Raw genomic sequence first — 17,352 nt, forward strand, 5'->3', positions numbered from 1 at the left:
CCGCGGCGCGGCGGGCCGGGGCGGGTCGCGCGGGGGCGGCCCCGCTGGGGGCTGCGGCTCGCCACGGCCGTCTCCGTCCTGGTGCTCACGGCCAGCGGGGTCGGGCACGCGATGGTCGCCGGGCTCGACACCGGACTGCACCGGATCGACCCGTTCCGGGGGCTGGGCGAGCGGCCCCGGGCCAGCAAGGGGCTGAACTTCCTGCTGGTCGGCACGGACGGCCGCGAGGAGATCACCTCGGTGCACAAGGAGCTCTACCGGCTCGGCGGCGCGCCCTGCAACTGCACCGACACCGTGATGCTGGTGCATCTGTCGGCCGACAAGCGCCGGGTGAGCGTGGTCAGCATCCCCCGGGACACGTATGCCGAGCTGCCCGAGCACACCGACCCGGCCACCGGCCAGAAGCGGCCGGCCCGGCCGGACAAGCTCAACGCCGCGTACTCGCACGGCGGCCCGCAGCTGACCGTACGGACGGTCGAGCGGCTGACCGGCGTCCACATCGACCACTATCTGGAGGTCGACTTCATCAGCTTCATGCAGACCGTGGACGTGCTCGGCGGGGTCGAGGTGTGCACGCCGCGGCCGCTGAAGGACGACAACACCGGGCTGGACATCCCGGCCGGCACCAGCAGGCTGCGCGGCGGCCAGGCCCTGCAGTACGTCCGCTCCCGGTATGTCGACGGCGGCTCCGACCTCGGCCGGATGCAGCGCCAGCAGCGCTTCCTGGCGGCGCTGGTGCACGAGGTGACCAGCAGCGGGGTGCTGATGAACCCGGTGAAGCTCAACAAGGTCACCACCACCCTGCTCGACTCCGTACGGGCCGACCACGGCCTGGGCTCCGACGAGATGCTGGCGCTCGGGCGGGCCATGCGGGGCTTCACCACCGAGTCGTCGGAGTTCACCTCCGTGCCGATCGCCAACCCCGCGCACCAGGTGCCCGGCCTCGGCTCCACCGTGCAGTGGGACGGGCCCAAGGCGGAGAAGCTGTTCGCCGCGCTGCGCGAGGACCGGCCGCTGGCGTCCCAGCGGACCAAGCGGAAGCGGGGCACCCCGGTGGACGTGTCCCCGCGGCAGATCCGCGTCCAGGTGGACAACGCGACCACGGCGGCGGGCCTGGGCCAGCGGATCGACCAGGCGCTGCGCCGCACCGGCTTCGACACGACGGGGCTGCCGGGCAACGCGGCCCCGGGGGCGGGGACGGCGGGCCGCACGGTGATCAGTTACGACCCGGGGTGGGACCGCTCGGCCCGTACGCTGGCGGCGGCCCTGCCGGGGGCCGAGCTGCGGAGCGTGCCGGGACACGGGCCGGTGATGCGGGTCACCCTGGGCACGGACGCCCAGCAGGTGCGCGAGGTGCGGTTCACCGATCCGCTGGCGGGCGGCGAGTTCGCGGCGCTCACGGGGGACCAGGTGGTGTGCGCGTGAGGCGGCGCGGCCGTACGGGGGCGTTCCCCGGCGTACGGGGGCGGGCGCGGGCCGGCTGTCAGTCGGAGATGCCGTCGGCCGCGCGCTGCTCGCGCAGCTCCATGATCGCCCGGCGGCGCGCCAGCCGGTGCGTACGGCGGATCTGCGCCTCCTGGAAGCGCCGCCGGTCCTGCTCGGTCTCCGGGATCACCGGCGGTACGGACCGGGGCTTGCCGTCGGCGTCCACGGCCGCGAAGACCAGATACGCGCTGCCGACCTGGGTGGCGGGCGCGGACTCGTTCCAGCGCTCGGCCAGCACCCGTACCCCGATCTCCATCGAGGACCGGCCGGTCCAGTTGCACTGCGCCTTCACATGGACGAGGTCGCCGACCCTGACCGGGGCCAGAAAGGCCATTTCGTCCATGGAGGCCGTGACGGCCGGCCCGCCGGAGTGACGGCCGGCGACCGCGCCCGCGGCGTCGTCCACCAGCTTCATGATCACGCCACCGTGCACCGTTCCCAGGAGATTGGTGTCACTCGCCGTCATGATGTGCGACAGCGTGGTGCGGGAAGCGGAGGTCGGCTTGCCGGGAAGGTCGTTCTCCGGGGCCGTTGCCTGATCGGTCATGGCCACCACCTTAATGCGACCGATGGAGAGCCCCTCTCGATCACTTTTGCATCAGGTCTGCTACAGGGGTGCCCCGAATCGACACCTGGTCTATAAGACGGCCGCCGAGGAAGGCACACTTCCCCGTATGAACGATTGGCCCGAGGGAAGGACCGGCGACCGCCGGGACGGTTATGGACGCGGCGCGGACGGCGACGCGCAGGCCGCGCGCGTGATGCGCCACGTCCAGCGGGGCGCCGCACCGCGGCCGCCGCACCCCCCGCGGCCCCCGCACGCCGAGCCGCCGCTGCCGCCGGAGCTGTCGCCCCGGCGCGCCTCCGTCCCGCGCCAGCCCTCCGCCGGCTACGGCCAGGGCGCACCGGTCCAGGACTCCGGCCACGGCCCCGGCCAGGGCGGCTACAGCCAGGGCCAGGTCTACGGCGGTGCCGGCGGCGGCCGGGGCGGCGCCGGCGGTGGGCGCCCGCGCACCCCCGGCTCCGGCCGGCCGCCGCGCGCCACCGCGCCCAACTGGGGCAAGCGCCTCAAGGTCGGCGCGATCACCCTCGTCGTGGCCCTCCTCGCGGTCTCCATCGGCACCTACTTCTGGGCCGACTCCAAGCTGCGCCGCGAGGTCGATCTGAGCAAGGTCGAGGAGCGGCCGCAGAGCGGCAAGGGCACCACGTACCTGATCGTGGGCTCCGACAGCCGCGAGGGCATGTCCGACGAGGAGAAGAAGAAGCTCCACACCGGCTCCGCCGAGGGCAAGCGCACCGACTCGATGATGCTGCTGCACACCGGCGACAACGGCACCACCATGATCTCGCTGCCCCGTGACTCCTGGGTGACCATCCCGGCCTTCCGGGGGTCGGAGTCGGGCAAGCAGCGCCCCTCGCCGGGCGCCAACAAGCTGAACGCCGCGTACTCCATCGACGGCCCCCAGCTGCTGGTGCGCACCATCGAGTACAACACCGGCCTCAAGATCGACCACTACGCCGAGATCGGCTTCGCCGGCTTCGCGAAGATCGTGGACGCGATGGGCGGGGTCGAGCTCGACATCCCGCAGGACATCAAGGACGAGAAGTCCGGCGCCGACCTCAAGAAGGGCCGGCAGACCCTGAACGGCGAGCAGTCCCTGGCCTTCGTGCGCACCCGCTACGCGCTCCAGGGCAGCGACCTGGACCGCACCAAGAACCAGCAGAAGTTCCTGGCCGCGCTGGCGAGCCAGACGGCGACGCCGAGCACGATCCTCAACCCGTTCGCGCTCTACCCGACGCTGGGCGCCGGCCTCGACACGCTGCTCGTGGACAAGGACATGGGCCTGTGGGACCTGAAGGACATGTTCTTCGCGATGAAGGAGGTCTCCAGCGGTGGCGGCACCTCGATGAACATGCCCCTGGCGGGCCCGGCGCCGCAGGGCTCCCTCAAGTGGGACATGTCCCGGGTCAAGCCGCTGATGGACCAGCTCAGGAACGACCAGAAGGTCACCGTCAAGGGCGACTGACGACGGCTCGCCCGCGCCCCGGGCCGGGCACGCGGAAGGGCCCCCGCCGGATCGGCGGGGGCCCTTTCCCATGCTTGCGGTGCGAAGGCTACTTCGGCAGGTTGCGGGCCATCACGATCCGCTGGACCTGGTTGGTGCCCTCGTAGATCTGCGTGATCTTCGCGTCGCGCATCATGCGCTCCACGGGGTAGTCCCGGGTGTAGCCGTAGCCGCCGAGGAGCTGGACGGCGTCGGTGGTGATCTCCATCGCGACGTCCGAGGCGAAGCACTTCGCCGCGGCGCCGAAGAAGGTGAGGTCGCCGTCGAGGCGCTCGGACTTCGCCGCGGCGGAGTACGTGAGCTGGCGGGCCGCCTCCAGCTTCATCGCCATGTCGGCGAGCATGAACTGCACGCCCTGGAAGTCGGCGATCGGCTTGCCGAACTGCTTGCGCTCCTGGACGTAGCCCTTGGCGTAGTCCAGCGCGCCCTGCGCGATGCCCAGCGCCTGCGCCGCGATGGTGATGCGGGTGTGGTCGAGGGTCTTCATCGCGGTGGCGAAGCCGGTGCCCTCCTCGCCGATCATGCGGTCGGCGGGGATGCGGACGTTGTCGAGGTAGACCTCGCGCGTCGGGGAGCCCTTGATGCCGAGCTTCTTCTCCGGGGCGCCGAAGGACACGCCCTCGTCGGACTTCTCGACGACGAACGCCGAGATGCCCTTCGACCGCTTCTCGGGGTCGGTGACGGCCATCACGGTGTAGTACTCGCTGACGCCGGCGTTGGTGATCCAGCGCTTCACGCCGTTGAGGACGTAGTGGTCGCCGTCCCGGACCGCCTTGGTCTTCATGCCGGCGGCGTCCGAGCCCGCGTCCGGCTCGGAGAGGCAGTACGAGAACATCGCGTCGCCCTTGGCCAGTGGGCCCAGGTACTTCTTCTTCAGCTCCTCGGAGCCGGAGAGCACGACCGGCAGCGAGCCGAGCTTGTTGACCGCCGGGATCAGGGAGGAGGAGGCGCAGACGCGGGCCACCTCCTCGATCACGATCACGGTGGCGAGCGCGTCCGCGCCCGCTCCGCCGTAGGTCTCGGGGACGTGGACGGCGTGCAGGTCGTTGGTGACCAGCGCGTCGAGCGCCTCCTGGGGGAAGCGCGCCTCCTCGTCCACCTCGGCGGCGAACGGCGCGATCTTCGCCTCGGCGAGCGAGCGCACCGACTCGCGGAGCATGTCGTGCTCCTCCGAGGGCCGGTAGAGGTCGAATTCGGTGGAACCCGCCAAGGTTTCTCACTCCCCTGAAAGCCAACTGCACAGCTAACTACCGTTAAGTAACCCAATCCTATGGGCGCCGCCCGGCCCGGGATACGTGAGCTTGACGACAGGCGGGGCGCGGCGGCGCCGCCTCGTCCGGAGGTCCGGACGGCGGCTGGGTGTGACGGGCGGGGGACAGTTACTGGAGTGCCCGTCGCGGAGCCCGACTATGCTCGGTCAGCGCAATTCAGCCCCTCCGCACCATGGAGCACGTATGGCACCGAAGATCACCGTGATCGGCACCGGCTATCTGGGTGCCACCCACGCCGCTGCCATGGCGGAGCTGGGCTTCGAGGTGCTGGGCCTCGACATCGTCCCGGAGAAGGTCGAGCTGCTCTCCTCGGGCCGGGCGCCGATGTACGAGCCCGGGCTGGAGGAGCTGCTGCGCCGCCATGTCGCGGGGCTGGAGGGCTCCAGCGGCCGGCTGCGCTTCACCACCTCCTGGGAGGAGGCGGGCGAATTCGGTGACATCCACTTCATCTGCGTGAACACTCCGCAGAAGCGGAACGAGTACGCCTGCGACATGAGCCATGTGGACAGCGCCGTGGAGCTGCTGGCGCCCCGGCTGCGGCGGCCCTGCCTGGTGGTCGGCAAGTCCACCGTGCCGGTGGGCAGCGCGGCGGGGCTGGCGGCCCGGCTGGCCGAGCTCGCCCCGGCGGGCGGCGACGCCGAGCTCGCCTGGAACCCCGAGTTCCTGCGGGAGGGCTTCGCCGTCCAGGACACCCTGCACCCGGATCGGATCGTGGTCGGTGTCGCCTCCGAGCGCGCGGAGAAGCAGCTGCGGGAGGTTTACGCGGCGCCGATCGCAGAAGGCACACCCTTCGTCGTCACCGACTTCCCGACCGCGGAACTGGTGAAGACCGCCGCGAACTCCTTCCTCGCCACGAAGATCTCCTTCATCAACGCCATGGCCGAGGTGTGCGAGGCCGCGGACGGCGACGTGGTCAAGCTGGCCGAGGCCATCGGGCACGACGAGCGGATCGGCCGCAAGTTCCTGCGGGCCGGGATCGGCTTCGGCGGCGGCTGCCTGCCCAAGGACATCCGTGCCTTCATGGCGCGCGCCGGTGAGCTCGGCGCCGACCAGGCGCTGACCTTCCTGCGCGAGGTCGACTCGATCAACATGCGGCGCCGCGGGCACATGGTGGAGCTGGCCCGGGAGGCGGTGGGGGGCGGCTTCCTCGGCAAGCGGGTCGCCGTGCTGGGCGCCACCTTCAAGCCCGACTCGGACGACGTGCGCGACTCCCCCGCGCTCAACGTGGCCGGCCAGATCCACCTCCAGGGCGGCCAGGTGACCGTCTACGACCCCAAGGGCATGGAGAACGCCCGCCGGCTGTTCCCCACCCTCGGCTACGCCGCGACGGCGCGGGAGGCGGTCGTGGGCGCCCATGTCGTGCTCCATCTGACCGAGTGGAGCGAGTTCCGCGAGCTGGACCCGGAGGAGCTGGGCGCGGTGGTCTCCGAGCGCCGGCTGCTGGACGGCCGCAACGCGCTGGACGCCGAGCGGTGGCGCGAGGCGGGCTGGACGTTCCGGGCGATGGGCCGGCCGCGGGCGTAAATCTCGTACGGGGGCCGGCCGCGGGCGTACGACCCGTACGGGGGCCGGCGCCCGGTCGCGCACCCGGAAGGCGGGCCCCCGGATGCGCTGCCGGCCCCGGGCTTCAGCCGTCGAGCTGCTCGATGGTGGCGTTCGACGGCCCGCGCCGCGGATCGGCCTGGATCGACCGGGCGACGTCCTCGGCGGCGCGCACCGTACGGACCGCGTTCTGCCAGGTGAGCTTGGCGAGGTCGGCGCGCGACCAGCCCCGGCCCAGCAGCTCCGCGATCAGCCGGGGGTAGCCGGAGACGTCGTCCAGGCCGGCCGGGAGGAACGGGGTGCCGTCGTAGTCGCCGCCGATGCCGATGTGGTCGACGCCGGCGACCTCGCGCATGTGGTCGAGGTGGTCGGCGACCGTGGCGACGGTGGCGACCGGCCGCGGGTTGGCCTCCTCGTACGCGCGCCGCACGGCCGTGGCGGCCTCGCCGGTGTCCAGCGGGTCGAACCCGTGGGCGTGCAGGTGCTCGTCCGCCGCCACCGTCCACTCGATGGCCGCCGGCAGCACGAACTTCGGCACGAAGGTGACCATGGCGATGCCGCCGTTGGCGGGGAGGGAGGCCAGGACGTCGTCGGGGACGTTGCGCGGGTGGTCGCAGACGGCCCGCGCCGAGGAGTGCGAGAAGATCACGGGCGCCTCGCTGACCCGGATCGCGTGCCGCATGGTGTCCGCGGAGACGTGGGAGAGGTCGACGAGCATCCCGAGGCGGTTCATCTCGCGGACGACCTCCTCGCCGAACCGGGTCAGGCCCTTGGCGCGCGGCTCGTCCGTGGCGGAGTCCGCCCACGGCACGTTGTCGTTGTGGGTGAGCGTCATGTAGCGCACCCCGAGGGCGTGGAAGGCCCGCAGGGTGGCGAGCGAGCAGTTGATGCTGTGGCCGCCCTCGGCGCCCATGAGGGAGGCGATACGGCCCTCGGCGCGGGCCGCCTCCATGTCGTCGGCGGTGAGCGCCCGGCGCAGATGTGCCGGGTAGCGGTCGACCATCTGCCGTACGACGTCCATCTGTTCGAGGGTGGCGCTGACGGCCTGGTCCCCGGAGAGATCGGTGCGGACGTAGACCGACCAGAACTGGGCGCCGACCCCGCCCGCGCGCAGGCGCGGCAGATCGGTGTGGAAGCGCTCGCTCTGGTCACCGGCGATGTCGTACCGGTCGAGGTCGTAGCGGGGGGTCTGCTCGCGGAGCGCCCAGGGGAGGTCGTTGTGCCCGTCGACGACCGGGTGGGCGGCGAGGAGTTCGCGTGCTGCGGCGAGGGCATCGGTCATGCCCGCACCCTACCCACGGTGCTCGCCGCCGTTCCCCGGTCGTACGGGCCCTTGTTCGGAGCGGCCCCGGAGCGGCCCCGGAGCGGTCCCCGGAGCGGCCCGCGGCGACCGTCTCGGCCGGCCGCCGCGGCCGCCGTCGGGCCGGCCGCGGGCGAGGGCGCCCGGGGCTCAGCCGCCGAAGCCGAAGGGGGAGCCGTCGACCTTGGCCCGCAGCCGCTTGCCCTTCTCCGTGGCCTGCTCGTTGAGCTCCGTCTGGAACTTCCGCATCCGCTGCCGCAGCCCCTCGTCGTGCGCCGCCAGCATCCGTACGGCCAGCAGCCCCGCGTTGCGCGCGCCGGCCACGGAGACGGTGGCCACCGGCACGCCCGCCGGCATCTGCACGATGGACAGCAGCGAGTCCATGCCGTCGAGGTACTTCAGCGGCACGGGCACGCCGATCACCGGCAGCGGGGTGACGGAGGCGAGCATGCCCGGGAGGTGCGCGGCGCCCCCCGCCCCCGCGATGATCGACTTCAGGCCGCGGTCCGCGGCCTGCTCCCCGTAGGCGACCATCTCGCGCGGCATGCGGTGCGCGGAGACCACGTCGACCTCGTAGGGCACCTCGAACTCGTCGAGGGCCTTGGCCGCGGCCTCCATCACCGGCCAGTCGGAGTCCGATCCCATCACGATGCCGACCAGCGGCTGGCTGTTTGTCACTCGGTGATCGTCCCTCGCAGGTAGTCGGCGGCGTGCCGGGCGCGCTCGCGCACCTCGTCCAGCACCTCGCCGTACGTGGTGACATGGCCGACCTTGCGGCCGGGCTTCACGTCCTTGCCGTACATATGGATCTTCAGCCCCGGGTCCCGGGCCATGCAGTGCAGATACGCGGCGTACATGTCGGGGTAGTCGCCGCCGAGGACGTTGGTCATCACGGTCCAGCGCTCGCGCGGCCGGGGGTCGCCGAGCGGCAGGTCCAGCACGGCCCGCACATGGTTGGCGAACTGGGAGGTGATCGCGCCGTCCTGCGTCCAGTGGCCGGAGTTGTGCGGGCGCATGGCCAGCTCGTTGACGAGGATCTGCGGGTTCCCGGCGGCGTCGCGGACCTCGAACAGCTCCACCGCGAGATGGCCGACCACGCCCAGCTCCTTGGCGATCGTCAGGGCGAGCCGCTGGGCGCGCACGGACAGGTCGTCGGGGAGGTCGGGGGCGGGGGCGATCACCGTGTCGCAGACCCCGTCGACCTGGATCGACTCGACGACGGGGTAGGCGACGGCCTGGCCGTGCGGGGACCGTACGACATTGGCGGCCAGCTCGCGGACGAAGTCGACCTTCTCCTCGGCGAGCACGGGGACGCCGGCGCGGAAGGGCTCGGCGGCCTCCGCCGCGCTGTGCACGACCCAGACGCCCTTGCCGTCGTAGCCGCCGCGCACGGTCTTCAGCACCACCGGGAAGCCGTCACCCTCCGTGGTGGCGAAGCGCTCCACATCGGCCGGGTCGGCGACGACGCGGTGCCGGGGGCAGGGGGCGCCGATGGCGCTGAGCCGGGCGCGCATCACCCCCTTGTCCTGGGCGTGCACGAGCGCGTCGGGCCCGGGGCGTACGGGGATGCCGTCCGCCTCCAGGGCCCGCAGGTGCTCGATCGGCACATGCTCGTGATCAAAGGTGATCACATCGCACCCTTGTGCGAACGCACGAAGGGTGTCCAGGTCGCGGAAATCGCCGACGACGACATCGCTCACCACCTGGGCCGCCGAGTCCTGCGGGGTGTCACTGAGGAGCTTGAACCTGATGCCGAGAGGGATGCCCGCTTCGTGCGTCATGCGCGCGAGCTGGCCGCCTCCGACCATGCCGACTACCGGGAACGTCACGCCCCCAGGGTATCCGTACGGCCGTCCGGCCCGGACCGACCCTTGGAGGTTCACACAAGAGCGGGCCCTGCTCCAGCCGGGCTCTTTCCACGGCGCGCGCCCCGTTCGGCGACGTCCGAGCGGCAGGGGGAGGGGGCCCTGGTTAGCATGAGGAGGCCGGTCCACCGCCGGACCACCCTCGACGACGGAGCCAGACGATCACTATGAGTGAAGGGCGATCACTGCGCTCGCGGCTGGCACGGCTCACCCGCGAGATCGCCAAATTCGGCGCCGTCGGCGCGGTCGGCTCGCTGGTCAACTTCGTGGTCTTCAACTTCTGTGTGCACGTCACCGGGCTGGCCGTGGTCCGCTCCGGCGTCATCTCGACCTTCGTCGCGATCTGCACCAACTACGTGGGGAACCGTTACTGGACCTATCGCGACTGCGACCGGTCCCGGCGCAGCCGCGAGCTCACGCTCTTCTTCGTCTTCAGCGGCGTGGGGCTGGTGATCGAGAACGGCACGCTGGCGCTCTCCCACTACGGCTTCGGGTTCACCTCGACCGTGGCGGACAACATCGCCAAGAACGTCGTCGGCATGGGCATCGCCTCGGTCTTCCGCTTCTGGTCGTACCGGACGTGGGTGTTCCGGGCGCTGCCGGCGCGGGAGGCGGTCGAGACCGCGGAATCGTTCCTCGTGGAGCCGCCGCCCGGCGCGGAGCCGGCGAAGGCGAAGGGGCCGGAGGCGGTCTGAACCGTCCGGGCTGGGAGCCGGCCCCGCTACTGCGCGCCCTCAGCACCCTGCTCCGCCTCGCAGCTGAGGAAGAGCGCGAAGACCGGCGGCTGCTGCTGCAGCAGCTCCAGCCGCCCGCCGTCCGCCTCCGCCAGATCGCGGGCCACCGCGAGCCCCAGCCCCGTCGAGTTCCGCCCGCTGACCGTGCGCTCGAACACCCGCGCCCCCAGGTCCTCCGGCACCCCGGGGCCCGCGTCCGTGACCTCGACGACCACCTGGTTGCCGGTGACCCGGGTGCGCAGCGCCACCGGCCCCGCGCCGTGCATCAGGGAGTTCTCGATCAGCGTCGCCAGTACCTGGGCCACCGCGCCGGGGGTGCCGACCGCCCGCAGCCCCTTCTTGCCGGAGCGGACGATGGCCCGGCCCGCGCTGCGGTACGCCGGGCGCCACTCCTCGATCTGCTGCTTGACGACCTCGTCGATGTCGAAGGCGATGGCGGAACCCGAGCGGGGGTCGCGGGAGTTGGTCAGCAGCCGCTGGACGACATCGGTGAGCCGTTCCACCTGCCCCAGGGCGATCGCCGCCTCCTCCTTCACCGTCGCCGGGTCGTCGGTGAGGCTGATCTCCTCCAGCCGCATGGAGAGCGCGGTGAGCGGGGTGCGCAGCTGGTGCGAGGCGTCGGCGGCCAGCCGCCGCTCCGCGGTGAGCATCCGGGCGATGCGCTCCGCGCTGGCGTCCAGCACATCGGCCACCCGGTCCAGCTCCGGCACCCCGTAGCGCCGGTGGCGCGGGCGCGGGTCGCCCGAGCCGAGCCGCTCGGCCGTCTCGGCGAGGTCGGTCAGCGGCGCCGTCAGCCGGTGCGCCTGGCGGACCGCGAGCAGGACGGCGGCGACCACGGCCAGCAGCGCCACCGCCAGAATGATCATCAGGGTGCGGCCGATCTCCTCGGCGACCTCCTCGGCGGACTGCTGCACGGTGATGTCCCCGCGCTCCCCGTCGACCTTGGCCTCCAGGACGTCGCCGGTGGGCCGCCGCCCCACCTCGATGGGGGCGCGGCCCTCGATCTCGATCCGGGCGTAGAGGTTCTCCGTGACCTGTTCCCGCAGCACGTCGGGGTCGACCCGCTCGCCCCCGATGAGGCGGCTGTCCACGATGCCGACCAGCCGGAACGCCTCCGACTCCACGCTCTCCTGGGCACTGGTCCGGATCGTGCGGGTCTCGACGATCACCAGGGACACGCCGAAGACGGCGATCACCACCAGGACGACGGCGAGCGTGGAGTTGATCAGTCGGCGGCGCACGTTTGCCCTCCGGGCGGGTTGTACGAATCGGGGGCCCGGCCGCCGCCCGGAACGGCCGGAGCGCTGCCCGGACCCGTACGGACCGAGCCCGTCGTCCGGCTGAGGCCCGTGGTCGGGCCGGGGCCCGTCGTCCGGATCGGGCTAGCTCTTCTCGAAGCGGAAGCCGACACCGCGCACCGTGGCGATGTACCGCGGGTTGGCGGCGTCGTCACCGAGCTTCTTGCGAAGCCAGGAGATGTGCATGTCGAGGGTCTTCGTCGAGGACCACCAAGTGGTGTCCCACACCTCGCGCATCAGCTGGTCGCGGGTGACCACCCGGCCGGCGTCGCGGACCAGGACCCGCAGCAGGTCGAACTCCTTGGCGGTGAGCTGGAGCTCCTCCTCGCCCATCCACGCGCGGTGGGACTCCACGTCGATCCGCACCCCGTGGGTGGCCGACGGCTGCTGCTGGGACTCGGCGGCGCCGCGCCGGAGCAGGGCCCGCACCCGGGCCAGCAGCTCCGCCAGCCGGAAGGGCTTGGTCACGTAGTCGTCGGCACCGGCGTCCAGCCCGACCACCGTGTCCACCTCGTCCGCGCGGGCGGTGAGCACCAGTACGGGGAAGCCGTGCCCTTCTGTGCGAAGGCGGCGGCAAACCTCCAGACCGTCCATACCGGGCAGGCCGAGGTCGAGGACGAGCAGATCGACGCCGCCTTGGAGACCGGCGTCCAGCGCGGCGGGTCCGTCCTCCCGCACCTCGACCTCGTACCCCTCGCGGCGCAGGGCGCGGGCCAGGGGCTCCGAGATGGACGCGTCATCCTCGGCGAGCAGTACTCGGGTCATGGAGAGATGGTAGTCCGCACCGGATATGCGCCGGGGCGCCCTGGCGGACCCCGCGTTCTCCCACCGGCCGCCCTCCCGATACCTTCGAACCCCCCTGGTTGGTTCCGGGTTTCCCTGTGATCCATGTCTCAAGTCCTTCCATACGCCTCCCTGATGTGACGTATGGTGTCGAGAAGTCCATAGCACGTATCACGGGACCTTTGGCAGCAAGACGCGCCAAGGGCTCTTTTATGTGCGGTGCTGGAAAGCCTCAGCCTGGACCTCCAGTGAATGACCTGTGGGCCGGGCCCGTGCCGCGACGCAGCGGTCGGGTGTGGACCCGGTGTGCTCCTGCACCGGGGTGCCGGCCGCCCCCCACCGGGCGCACCCCGCTTCGGCGACGCGTCCCAGCGAGCAAGGATCGACCATGGCGTCCAGCCTGACGAAGGACGCCGCACCGCAGGGGACCCCTGCAAGCGGCAAGACCTTCTTCGGCCACCCCCGCGGCCTGGCCACTCTCTTCATGACCGAGATGTGGGAGCGCTTCAGCTTCTACGGCATGCGGGCCCTCCTCGTCATCTACCTGATCGCGGGAGGCCCCGACGCCAAGCCCGACAGCCAGGGCGGCGGACTGGCGATGCCCGAGGGCAGTGCCCTCGCCATCTACGCCGTCTACCTGGCGATGGTCTATCTGCTGGCGATGCCCGGCGGCTGGTTCGGCGACCGCATCTGGGGGCCGCGCAAGACCGTACTGATCGCCGGCTGCATCATCATCGCCGGCCACCTGTCGCTGGCGGCGCCCGGCAAGGCGATGTTCTTCGTCGGTCTGGGCCTGGTCGCCATCGGTTCGGGCCTGCTGAAGGCCAACATCTCCACGATGGTCGGCCACCTCTACGACGGGCCGCAGGACCCGCGCCGGGACGGCGGCTTCACGATCTTCTACATGGGCATCAACCTCGGTGCCTTCGTCGCCCCGCTGGTCATCGGCACCATCGGCCAGACGGTCAACTGGCACCTGGGCTTCGCGATCGCCGGTGCCGGCATGGCGCTGGGCCTGGTCCAGTTCATGATCGGCTCCCGTCACCTCAGCGAGCGCAGCAGCGTCGTCCCGAAGCCGGCCTCGGCCGAGGAGCGCCGCTCCGTTCTGCTGAAGGCCCTGGTCTGCCTGCTCGTCGCCGCCGTGTTCTACGGCGCGGTGACCTACACCGGCCACTTCACCCTGAACTGGGCGCTGATCCCGATCACCGTCGCGGGTCTGCTGATCCCGACCGTGGTGCTGTTCCGCATCAAGCGGGACAAGGAGCTGTCCACGGCCGAGCAGAAGCGGATGACCGGCTACATCTGGTTCTTCGTGGCCGCCGCCGCGTTCTGGATGATCTACGACCAGGGTGGCTCCACGCTGGCCGCCTTCGCGGAGAAGAAGACCGGCGACTCGCTGTTCGGCCTGGACTTCCCGTCCTCCTGGTTCCAGTCGCTGAACCCGCTCTACGTCATGGCGCTGGCCCCGGTCTTCGCCTGGGCGTGGCTGGCGCTGGCCAAGCGCCGGCAGGAGCCCAGCACCACGGTGAAGTTCTCCATGGCGCTGCTGCTGATCGGTGGCTCGTTCTTCGTCTTCGTCGTGCCGATGCTGATGGCCGAGGACGGCACCAAGGTCAGCCCGATGTGGCTGGTGTCGATCTACCTGATCCAGACCACCGGTGAGCTGTGCCTGTCCCCGGTCGGCCTGTCGGTCACCACCAAGCTGGCCCCGGCGAAGTACGCCAGCCAGATGATGGGCGTCTGGTTCCTCGCCGTGACGGCCGGTGACTGTGTCACGGGTCTGCTGTCGATCGGCGGCGTGGACATGAGCGGTGCGGGCGTCGTGGGGCTGGAGGCCGCGCTGGCGGTGCTCGCCGGCCTGGCGGTGTTCATGTACCGCAAGAGGGTCGAGGAGTCGATGGGCGACGTCCACTAGGGCGGACGCGACTCGTCTCCGACGGGGCCCCGGCACGCGCGTGGCGTGCGGGGGCCCCGTCGTCGCGTACGGCTTCGGCTCAGCGGGTGCCGCGCAGACGGCGCCAGGGGGTCAGGGTCAGCACCGCGGCCCCGAGGAGCACGGCCGTGCCGGCGAGCAGGCCGAGGGCCTTCAGGCCGCCGTGGTCGGCCGCGCCCGTCTCGGCCAGGCCGCCGGACGAGCCGCCGCCCGGGCCGCCGGCGGCGGAGCCGGAGCCCGAGGTGCCGCCGGAGCCCGGTCCGCCGGCCGTGCCGCCCGCCGTACCGCCGCCGGTGGCCGTGCCGGTGGTGGTGGCGCCGCCTGAGGTCGTGGCGCCCGTCACGCCGCCGTCCTGGGCCGTGGTCGTCAGCTCCAGGGAGGCGCCCGGGTCCTTCTCGGGGGTGCAGACCGTCGTGGTGCCCAGCGCGCTGACGGTCAGGACGCCCGGGGTCAGCGTGGCCCTGCCGCTCGCGCCCGGTGTGTAGACGCCGGTGAGGTCGGGGATCACGATGGGCTGTCCGCCCTTGATCGGGTCCTTGTTGGCCGGGCCGGCGACCGCGACGGTGCCCTTGTCGGCGCCCCCGACGACCACGGCCATGGAGGGCTTCACGGCGCCGGCCGGAATGTCGACAGGACTGTCCATCACCGACTTCGCGAACCGTACGGTCAGGTCGAAGGCCCCGCCCTTCTTCCGGGCGTCGATCCGCACGGGCGAGGTCGCCTTCTTGTCACCGATGGGCGTCTTGCAGGCGTACGGCACCAGGACCTCCTTGCCGGGGTACGCGGTGCCGTCCGGGTCCCCGCCGCCGCCGGTCGTCCCGCCGGCGGACGTCCCTCCGGCAGTACTGGTCGTGCCACCGGCCGTGCTGCTCGCGCCTCCGGCCGTACTGGTGGTCCCTCCGGCCGTACTGCTGGAGCCGCCCGCCGTGCTGGTGGTGCCGCCGGAGGTCGTGGTGCCGCCCGTGGTGGTCGTGCCGCCGCTCGGGCCCGTGGTCGTGCCACCGGAGGTCGTGCCGCCTGAGGTCGTGCCGCTGCCGTCCGTGACCGTGACGGTGGCCGCCGGGGGCACCGCGGCCTTCGGGGAGCACGCGGTGTCGGTGGAGATCGGCTTGTTGACGTTGATGTTGTAGAAGCCGGGCGCGAGCGTGACCTCGCCCACCGCCGTGAGCTTGAGCGTGCCCCGCATCTCCGAGAGCCGCATCGGACCGTTCCGGGGCACCGGCGGGTTCTCCCGGGGCCCCTCCACCGCCAGTTCCCCCTGCTGTGCGCCGGCCACCGCGACCTTGCCGCTCGGCTTGATCGTGTCCTGCTCCAGGTCGAGGATGTCGGGATTGTTGGACGCTGCCTGCACCGTCCTCCACACGACCTCGATCTCGTCACCGACCTTCGCGGTCGCCGGAGCCCGGAGTTCCACCTTCGTGACCCCCTGGATCGGCGGTAAGCCGGAGATCGGGGGCGGGAGGCACTCCGTGGCGTAGGAGACCTCGGCGGCCAGGGCGGGGCTCGCGCTCGCCGCCACGCCTCCCGCGCCGCCGAGCAGCAGCGCGACCGCCGCCGCGGTCGCCCTCCGGTGCGTCGTCACGACTCTCCTTCCGACAGGGACGGCCCTCCGGCGGTGCGGGGGACGTCGGTGATCCGGCGGGCTCGGAACGGCCCGGGCCGGGCGCCGCGGCGGGCGCCTTGTCAGGCGCCGAGGTGGGCTCCGCGGCGGCCTCTGTGGCGGGCTCTGTGGCGGGCTCCGCGGCGGGGCGCGGGCGCACCCGGTCCACCACCGCCATGCCGACCCGGAAGAGCGCCGCCGGGACGACTGCGCAGAGCAGCACCCAGAAGAGGGTGACGCCCCAGGGCCGGCCCACCCCCCAGGGCTGCTCGGTGAGCACCTTTCCGCCGTACGTGAGCGAGACGAGGTAGTCGCCGTGCGCGCCCGCCGGCAGTTGGACCGGCACGGCGATCCGGGCCCGCTGCCCGGCGGGCACGGTCCCGCGCCACCGGTGCTCCTCCCAGTCGGGGGCGAACACGCCGTGGGCCGTGCCGACCCGGAACACGGGGTCGCGCAGCGGGGCGGAGCCCACGTTGCCCACGACGAGGACGACCGTGCGGCGGGCGGGGGCACCGAACCAGGTGAGCAGGCCGCTCTCGCCCTCCAGCCGGGCCTCCAGCACGGACAGCCGGCCGCCGCCCTGGCCCGGGTCCGGCGGCAGCGCCGCCACGGGGTGCCCGGCGATCGCCAACTCCGCCTCGGCGGAGGCCGGTTCACCGGTCACCGTCGCCACGTGCACCACGCAGGGGCAGGGCTTGGGCGGGGCGCCGACGGGCAGTTCCCGGCTGAACGAGCCGTCCGCGCGGGTCGTGACCGCGCGCCCGTGCGCGTTGGCGCAGGAGGCGCTGCCGCCGATCCGGTTCTGACCGCAGAGGAGCACGGTGAGGAGGGTGTCCGGGCGCCAGCCCGCGCCGCTGACGGTGACCGTCTCGCCGAGCGCCACCGTCGTACTGGAGACGCTGGCGCTGGGCGCCTCGGCGGCGAGCGCCCGGCCGGCGGGGGCGACCGGGCCGGACGCCGTCGCCGTCAGGGCGAGCAGAGCCGTCATCAGTACGGCGAGAAGCGCCGCGGGGGACACGGACCGGGCGAACCGGCGGAGCCGGTGCCCTGCGGGGCGGCGGAGCCGGTGCCTTGCGGGGCGGCGATGCCGCCCACGCCCTCCGTTCATGGCCACTCCCCCACCTCGACCGCGCCGCCGGGCCCGCGGGCTCGCTCTCCCGGCGCGAGGGGGCTCGCACCGTACGGTTCGCGGGGGCGCGGGCCGTGCGCGCCAGTGGTGCCCGCGCCGGGCGACGGATTGACCGGCCCCGCGCCGTACGGATCGCGGGCGCTCGGACCGTACGGACCACCGGGGCCAGTACTGGGCGGCGGAACGGCCGGCCCCGCGCTGTACGGGGTGACGGCACCCGAGCCGGATGGATCGGCGGGACCCGAGGCGTACGAGGCACGGGCGCTCGAACCGTACGGAACGGCGGCGCCTGAGCCAGGCGAATCGGCCCGCCTCGCACCGTACGGGTCACGGCGGCTCGGGCCGT

The 17,352-nt window shown here is 72.5% G+C and carries 14 protein-coding genes; 5 read left to right on the forward strand and 9 right to left on the reverse strand.

Going from position 1 to position 17,352, the window contains the following annotated elements:
- On the forward strand, positions 1 to 1,425 hold a 1,425-nt coding region (locus ACSNOD_RS16355; protein WP_436767665.1), incomplete at its 5' end, for an LCP family protein.
- Positions 1,426 to 1,483: 58 nt separating this feature from the next.
- Here ACSNOD_RS16355 and ACSNOD_RS16360 read toward each other — a convergent pair.
- Positions 1,484 to 2,032, reverse strand: coding sequence for an acyl-CoA thioesterase (locus tag ACSNOD_RS16360; protein WP_436767666.1), 549 nt, complete (start codon positions 2,030 to 2,032; stop codon positions 1,484 to 1,486).
- A gap of 127 nt (positions 2,033 to 2,159) precedes the next feature.
- On the opposite strand from ACSNOD_RS16360, the gene ACSNOD_RS16365 reads away from it, so the two are divergent.
- Positions 2,160 to 3,512: an LCP family protein gene (locus tag ACSNOD_RS16365; RefSeq protein ID WP_436767667.1), complete on the forward strand. Its 1,353-nt coding sequence runs from the start codon at positions 2,160 to 2,162 to the stop codon at positions 3,510 to 3,512.
- Positions 3,513 to 3,600: 88 nt separating this feature from the next.
- Here ACSNOD_RS16365 and ACSNOD_RS16370 read toward each other — a convergent pair whose 3' ends face one another.
- Positions 3,601 to 4,761, reverse strand: coding sequence for an acyl-CoA dehydrogenase (locus tag ACSNOD_RS16370; protein WP_436767668.1), 1,161 nt, complete (start codon positions 4,759 to 4,761; stop codon positions 3,601 to 3,603).
- A gap of 244 nt (positions 4,762 to 5,005) precedes the next feature.
- Between ACSNOD_RS16370 and ACSNOD_RS16375 the strand changes: the two genes are divergently transcribed.
- A complete protein-coding gene (locus ACSNOD_RS16375) occupies positions 5,006 to 6,346 on the forward strand; it encodes a UDP-glucose dehydrogenase family protein (RefSeq protein WP_436767669.1) in 1,341 nt (446 codons plus the stop codon).
- A gap of 103 nt (positions 6,347 to 6,449) precedes the next feature.
- Here ACSNOD_RS16375 and ACSNOD_RS16380 read toward each other — a convergent pair whose 3' ends face one another.
- The 3 genes from ACSNOD_RS16380 to ACSNOD_RS16390 form a co-directional block, all read right to left on the reverse strand.
- On the reverse strand, positions 6,450 to 7,646 hold the full coding sequence (locus tag ACSNOD_RS16380) for a dipeptidase (RefSeq protein ID WP_436767670.1): 1,197 nt from the start codon (positions 7,644 to 7,646) through the stop codon (positions 6,450 to 6,452).
- A gap of 168 nt (positions 7,647 to 7,814) precedes the next feature.
- Positions 7,815 to 8,309 carry a 5-(carboxyamino)imidazole ribonucleotide mutase gene (gene purE / locus ACSNOD_RS16385; protein WP_436767676.1) on the reverse strand — a complete coding sequence of 165 codons (495 nt, stop codon included), beginning with the start codon at positions 8,307 to 8,309 and terminating at the stop codon, positions 7,815 to 7,817.
- A gap of 29 nt (positions 8,310 to 8,338) precedes the next feature.
- Positions 8,339 to 9,472 (reverse strand): 5-(carboxyamino)imidazole ribonucleotide synthase, encoded by a 1,134-nt coding sequence (locus ACSNOD_RS16390; protein ID WP_436767677.1) that lies wholly within the window; start codon positions 9,470 to 9,472, stop codon positions 8,339 to 8,341.
- A gap of 224 nt (positions 9,473 to 9,696) precedes the next feature.
- Between ACSNOD_RS16390 and ACSNOD_RS16395 the strand changes: the two genes are divergently transcribed.
- The gene (locus tag ACSNOD_RS16395) at positions 9,697 to 10,224 is read left to right on the forward strand and encodes a GtrA family protein (RefSeq protein ID WP_436767671.1); all 528 of its coding nucleotides are present in this window, start codon (positions 9,697 to 9,699) and stop codon (positions 10,222 to 10,224) included.
- 26 nt (positions 10,225 to 10,250) lie between these two features.
- On the opposite strand, the gene ACSNOD_RS16400 is transcribed toward ACSNOD_RS16395, so the two are convergent.
- Entirely contained in the window at positions 10,251 to 11,504 is a 1,254-nt protein-coding gene (locus ACSNOD_RS16400) for an ATP-binding protein (RefSeq protein ID WP_436767672.1), read from the reverse strand.
- 141 nt (positions 11,505 to 11,645) lie between these two features.
- Complete coding sequence (locus ACSNOD_RS16405) at positions 11,646 to 12,326, reverse strand: response regulator transcription factor (protein WP_436767673.1); 681 nt, start codon at positions 12,324 to 12,326, stop codon at positions 11,646 to 11,648.
- 406 nt (positions 12,327 to 12,732) lie between these two features.
- Here ACSNOD_RS16405 and ACSNOD_RS16410 point away from each other — a divergent pair, with 406 nt between their 5' ends.
- Positions 12,733 to 14,259, forward strand: coding sequence for a peptide MFS transporter (locus ACSNOD_RS16410; protein ID WP_436767674.1), 1,527 nt, complete (start codon positions 12,733 to 12,735; stop codon positions 14,257 to 14,259).
- A 79-nt stretch (positions 14,260 to 14,338) separates the two neighbouring features.
- Here ACSNOD_RS16410 and ACSNOD_RS16415 read toward each other — a convergent pair whose 3' ends face one another.
- Together ACSNOD_RS16415 and ACSNOD_RS16420 are read right to left on the reverse strand one after the other, a co-directional pair.
- On the reverse strand, positions 14,339 to 15,772 hold the full coding sequence (locus ACSNOD_RS16415) for a hypothetical protein (RefSeq protein ID WP_436767678.1): 1,434 nt from the start codon (positions 15,770 to 15,772) through the stop codon (positions 14,339 to 14,341).
- The gene (locus ACSNOD_RS16420; RefSeq protein WP_436767675.1) at positions 15,654 to 16,865 is read right to left on the reverse strand and encodes a neocarzinostatin apoprotein domain-containing protein; all 1,212 of its coding nucleotides are present in this window, start codon (positions 16,863 to 16,865) and stop codon (positions 15,654 to 15,656) included. Before ACSNOD_RS16420 ends, ACSNOD_RS16415 begins: the two co-directional genes overlap by 119 nt.
- Positions 16,866 to 17,352 lie beyond the last annotated feature (487 nt).

This window comes from Streptomyces sp. URMC 123 (assembly GCF_051386515.1).
Classification (GTDB): domain Bacteria; phylum Actinomycetota; class Actinomycetes; order Streptomycetales; family Streptomycetaceae; genus Streptomyces.

Bases quoted from the DNA above. Each gene is read 5' to 3' on its own strand.
- ACSNOD_RS16360 (WP_436767666.1), bottom strand. From the start codon at position 2,032: ATGACCGATCAGGCAACGGCCCCGGAGAACGACCTTCCCGGCAAGCCG.
- ACSNOD_RS16365 (WP_436767667.1), top strand. From the start codon at position 2,160: ATGAACGATTGGCCCGAGGGAAGGACCGGCGACCGCCGGGACGGTTAT.
- ACSNOD_RS16375 (WP_436767669.1), top strand. From the start codon at position 5,006: ATGGCACCGAAGATCACCGTGATCGGCACCGGCTATCTGGGTGCCACC.
- ACSNOD_RS16380 (WP_436767670.1), bottom strand. From the start codon at position 7,646: ATGACCGATGCCCTCGCCGCAGCACGCGAACTCCTCGCCGCCCACCCG.
- purE (WP_436767676.1), bottom strand. From the start codon at position 8,309: ATGGGATCGGACTCCGACTGGCCGGTGATGGAGGCCGCGGCCAAGGCC.
- ACSNOD_RS16390 (WP_436767677.1), bottom strand. From the start codon at position 9,472: ATGGTCGGAGGCGGCCAGCTCGCGCGCATGACGCACGAAGCGGGCATC.
- ACSNOD_RS16395 (WP_436767671.1), top strand. From the start codon at position 9,697: ATGAGTGAAGGGCGATCACTGCGCTCGCGGCTGGCACGGCTCACCCGC.
- ACSNOD_RS16405 (WP_436767673.1), bottom strand. From the start codon at position 12,326: ATGACCCGAGTACTGCTCGCCGAGGATGACGCGTCCATCTCGGAGCCC.
- ACSNOD_RS16410 (WP_436767674.1), top strand. From the start codon at position 12,733: ATGGCGTCCAGCCTGACGAAGGACGCCGCACCGCAGGGGACCCCTGCA.
- ACSNOD_RS16420 (WP_436767675.1), bottom strand. From the start codon at position 16,865: ATGACGGCTCTGCTCGCCCTGACGGCGACGGCGTCCGGCCCGGTCGCC.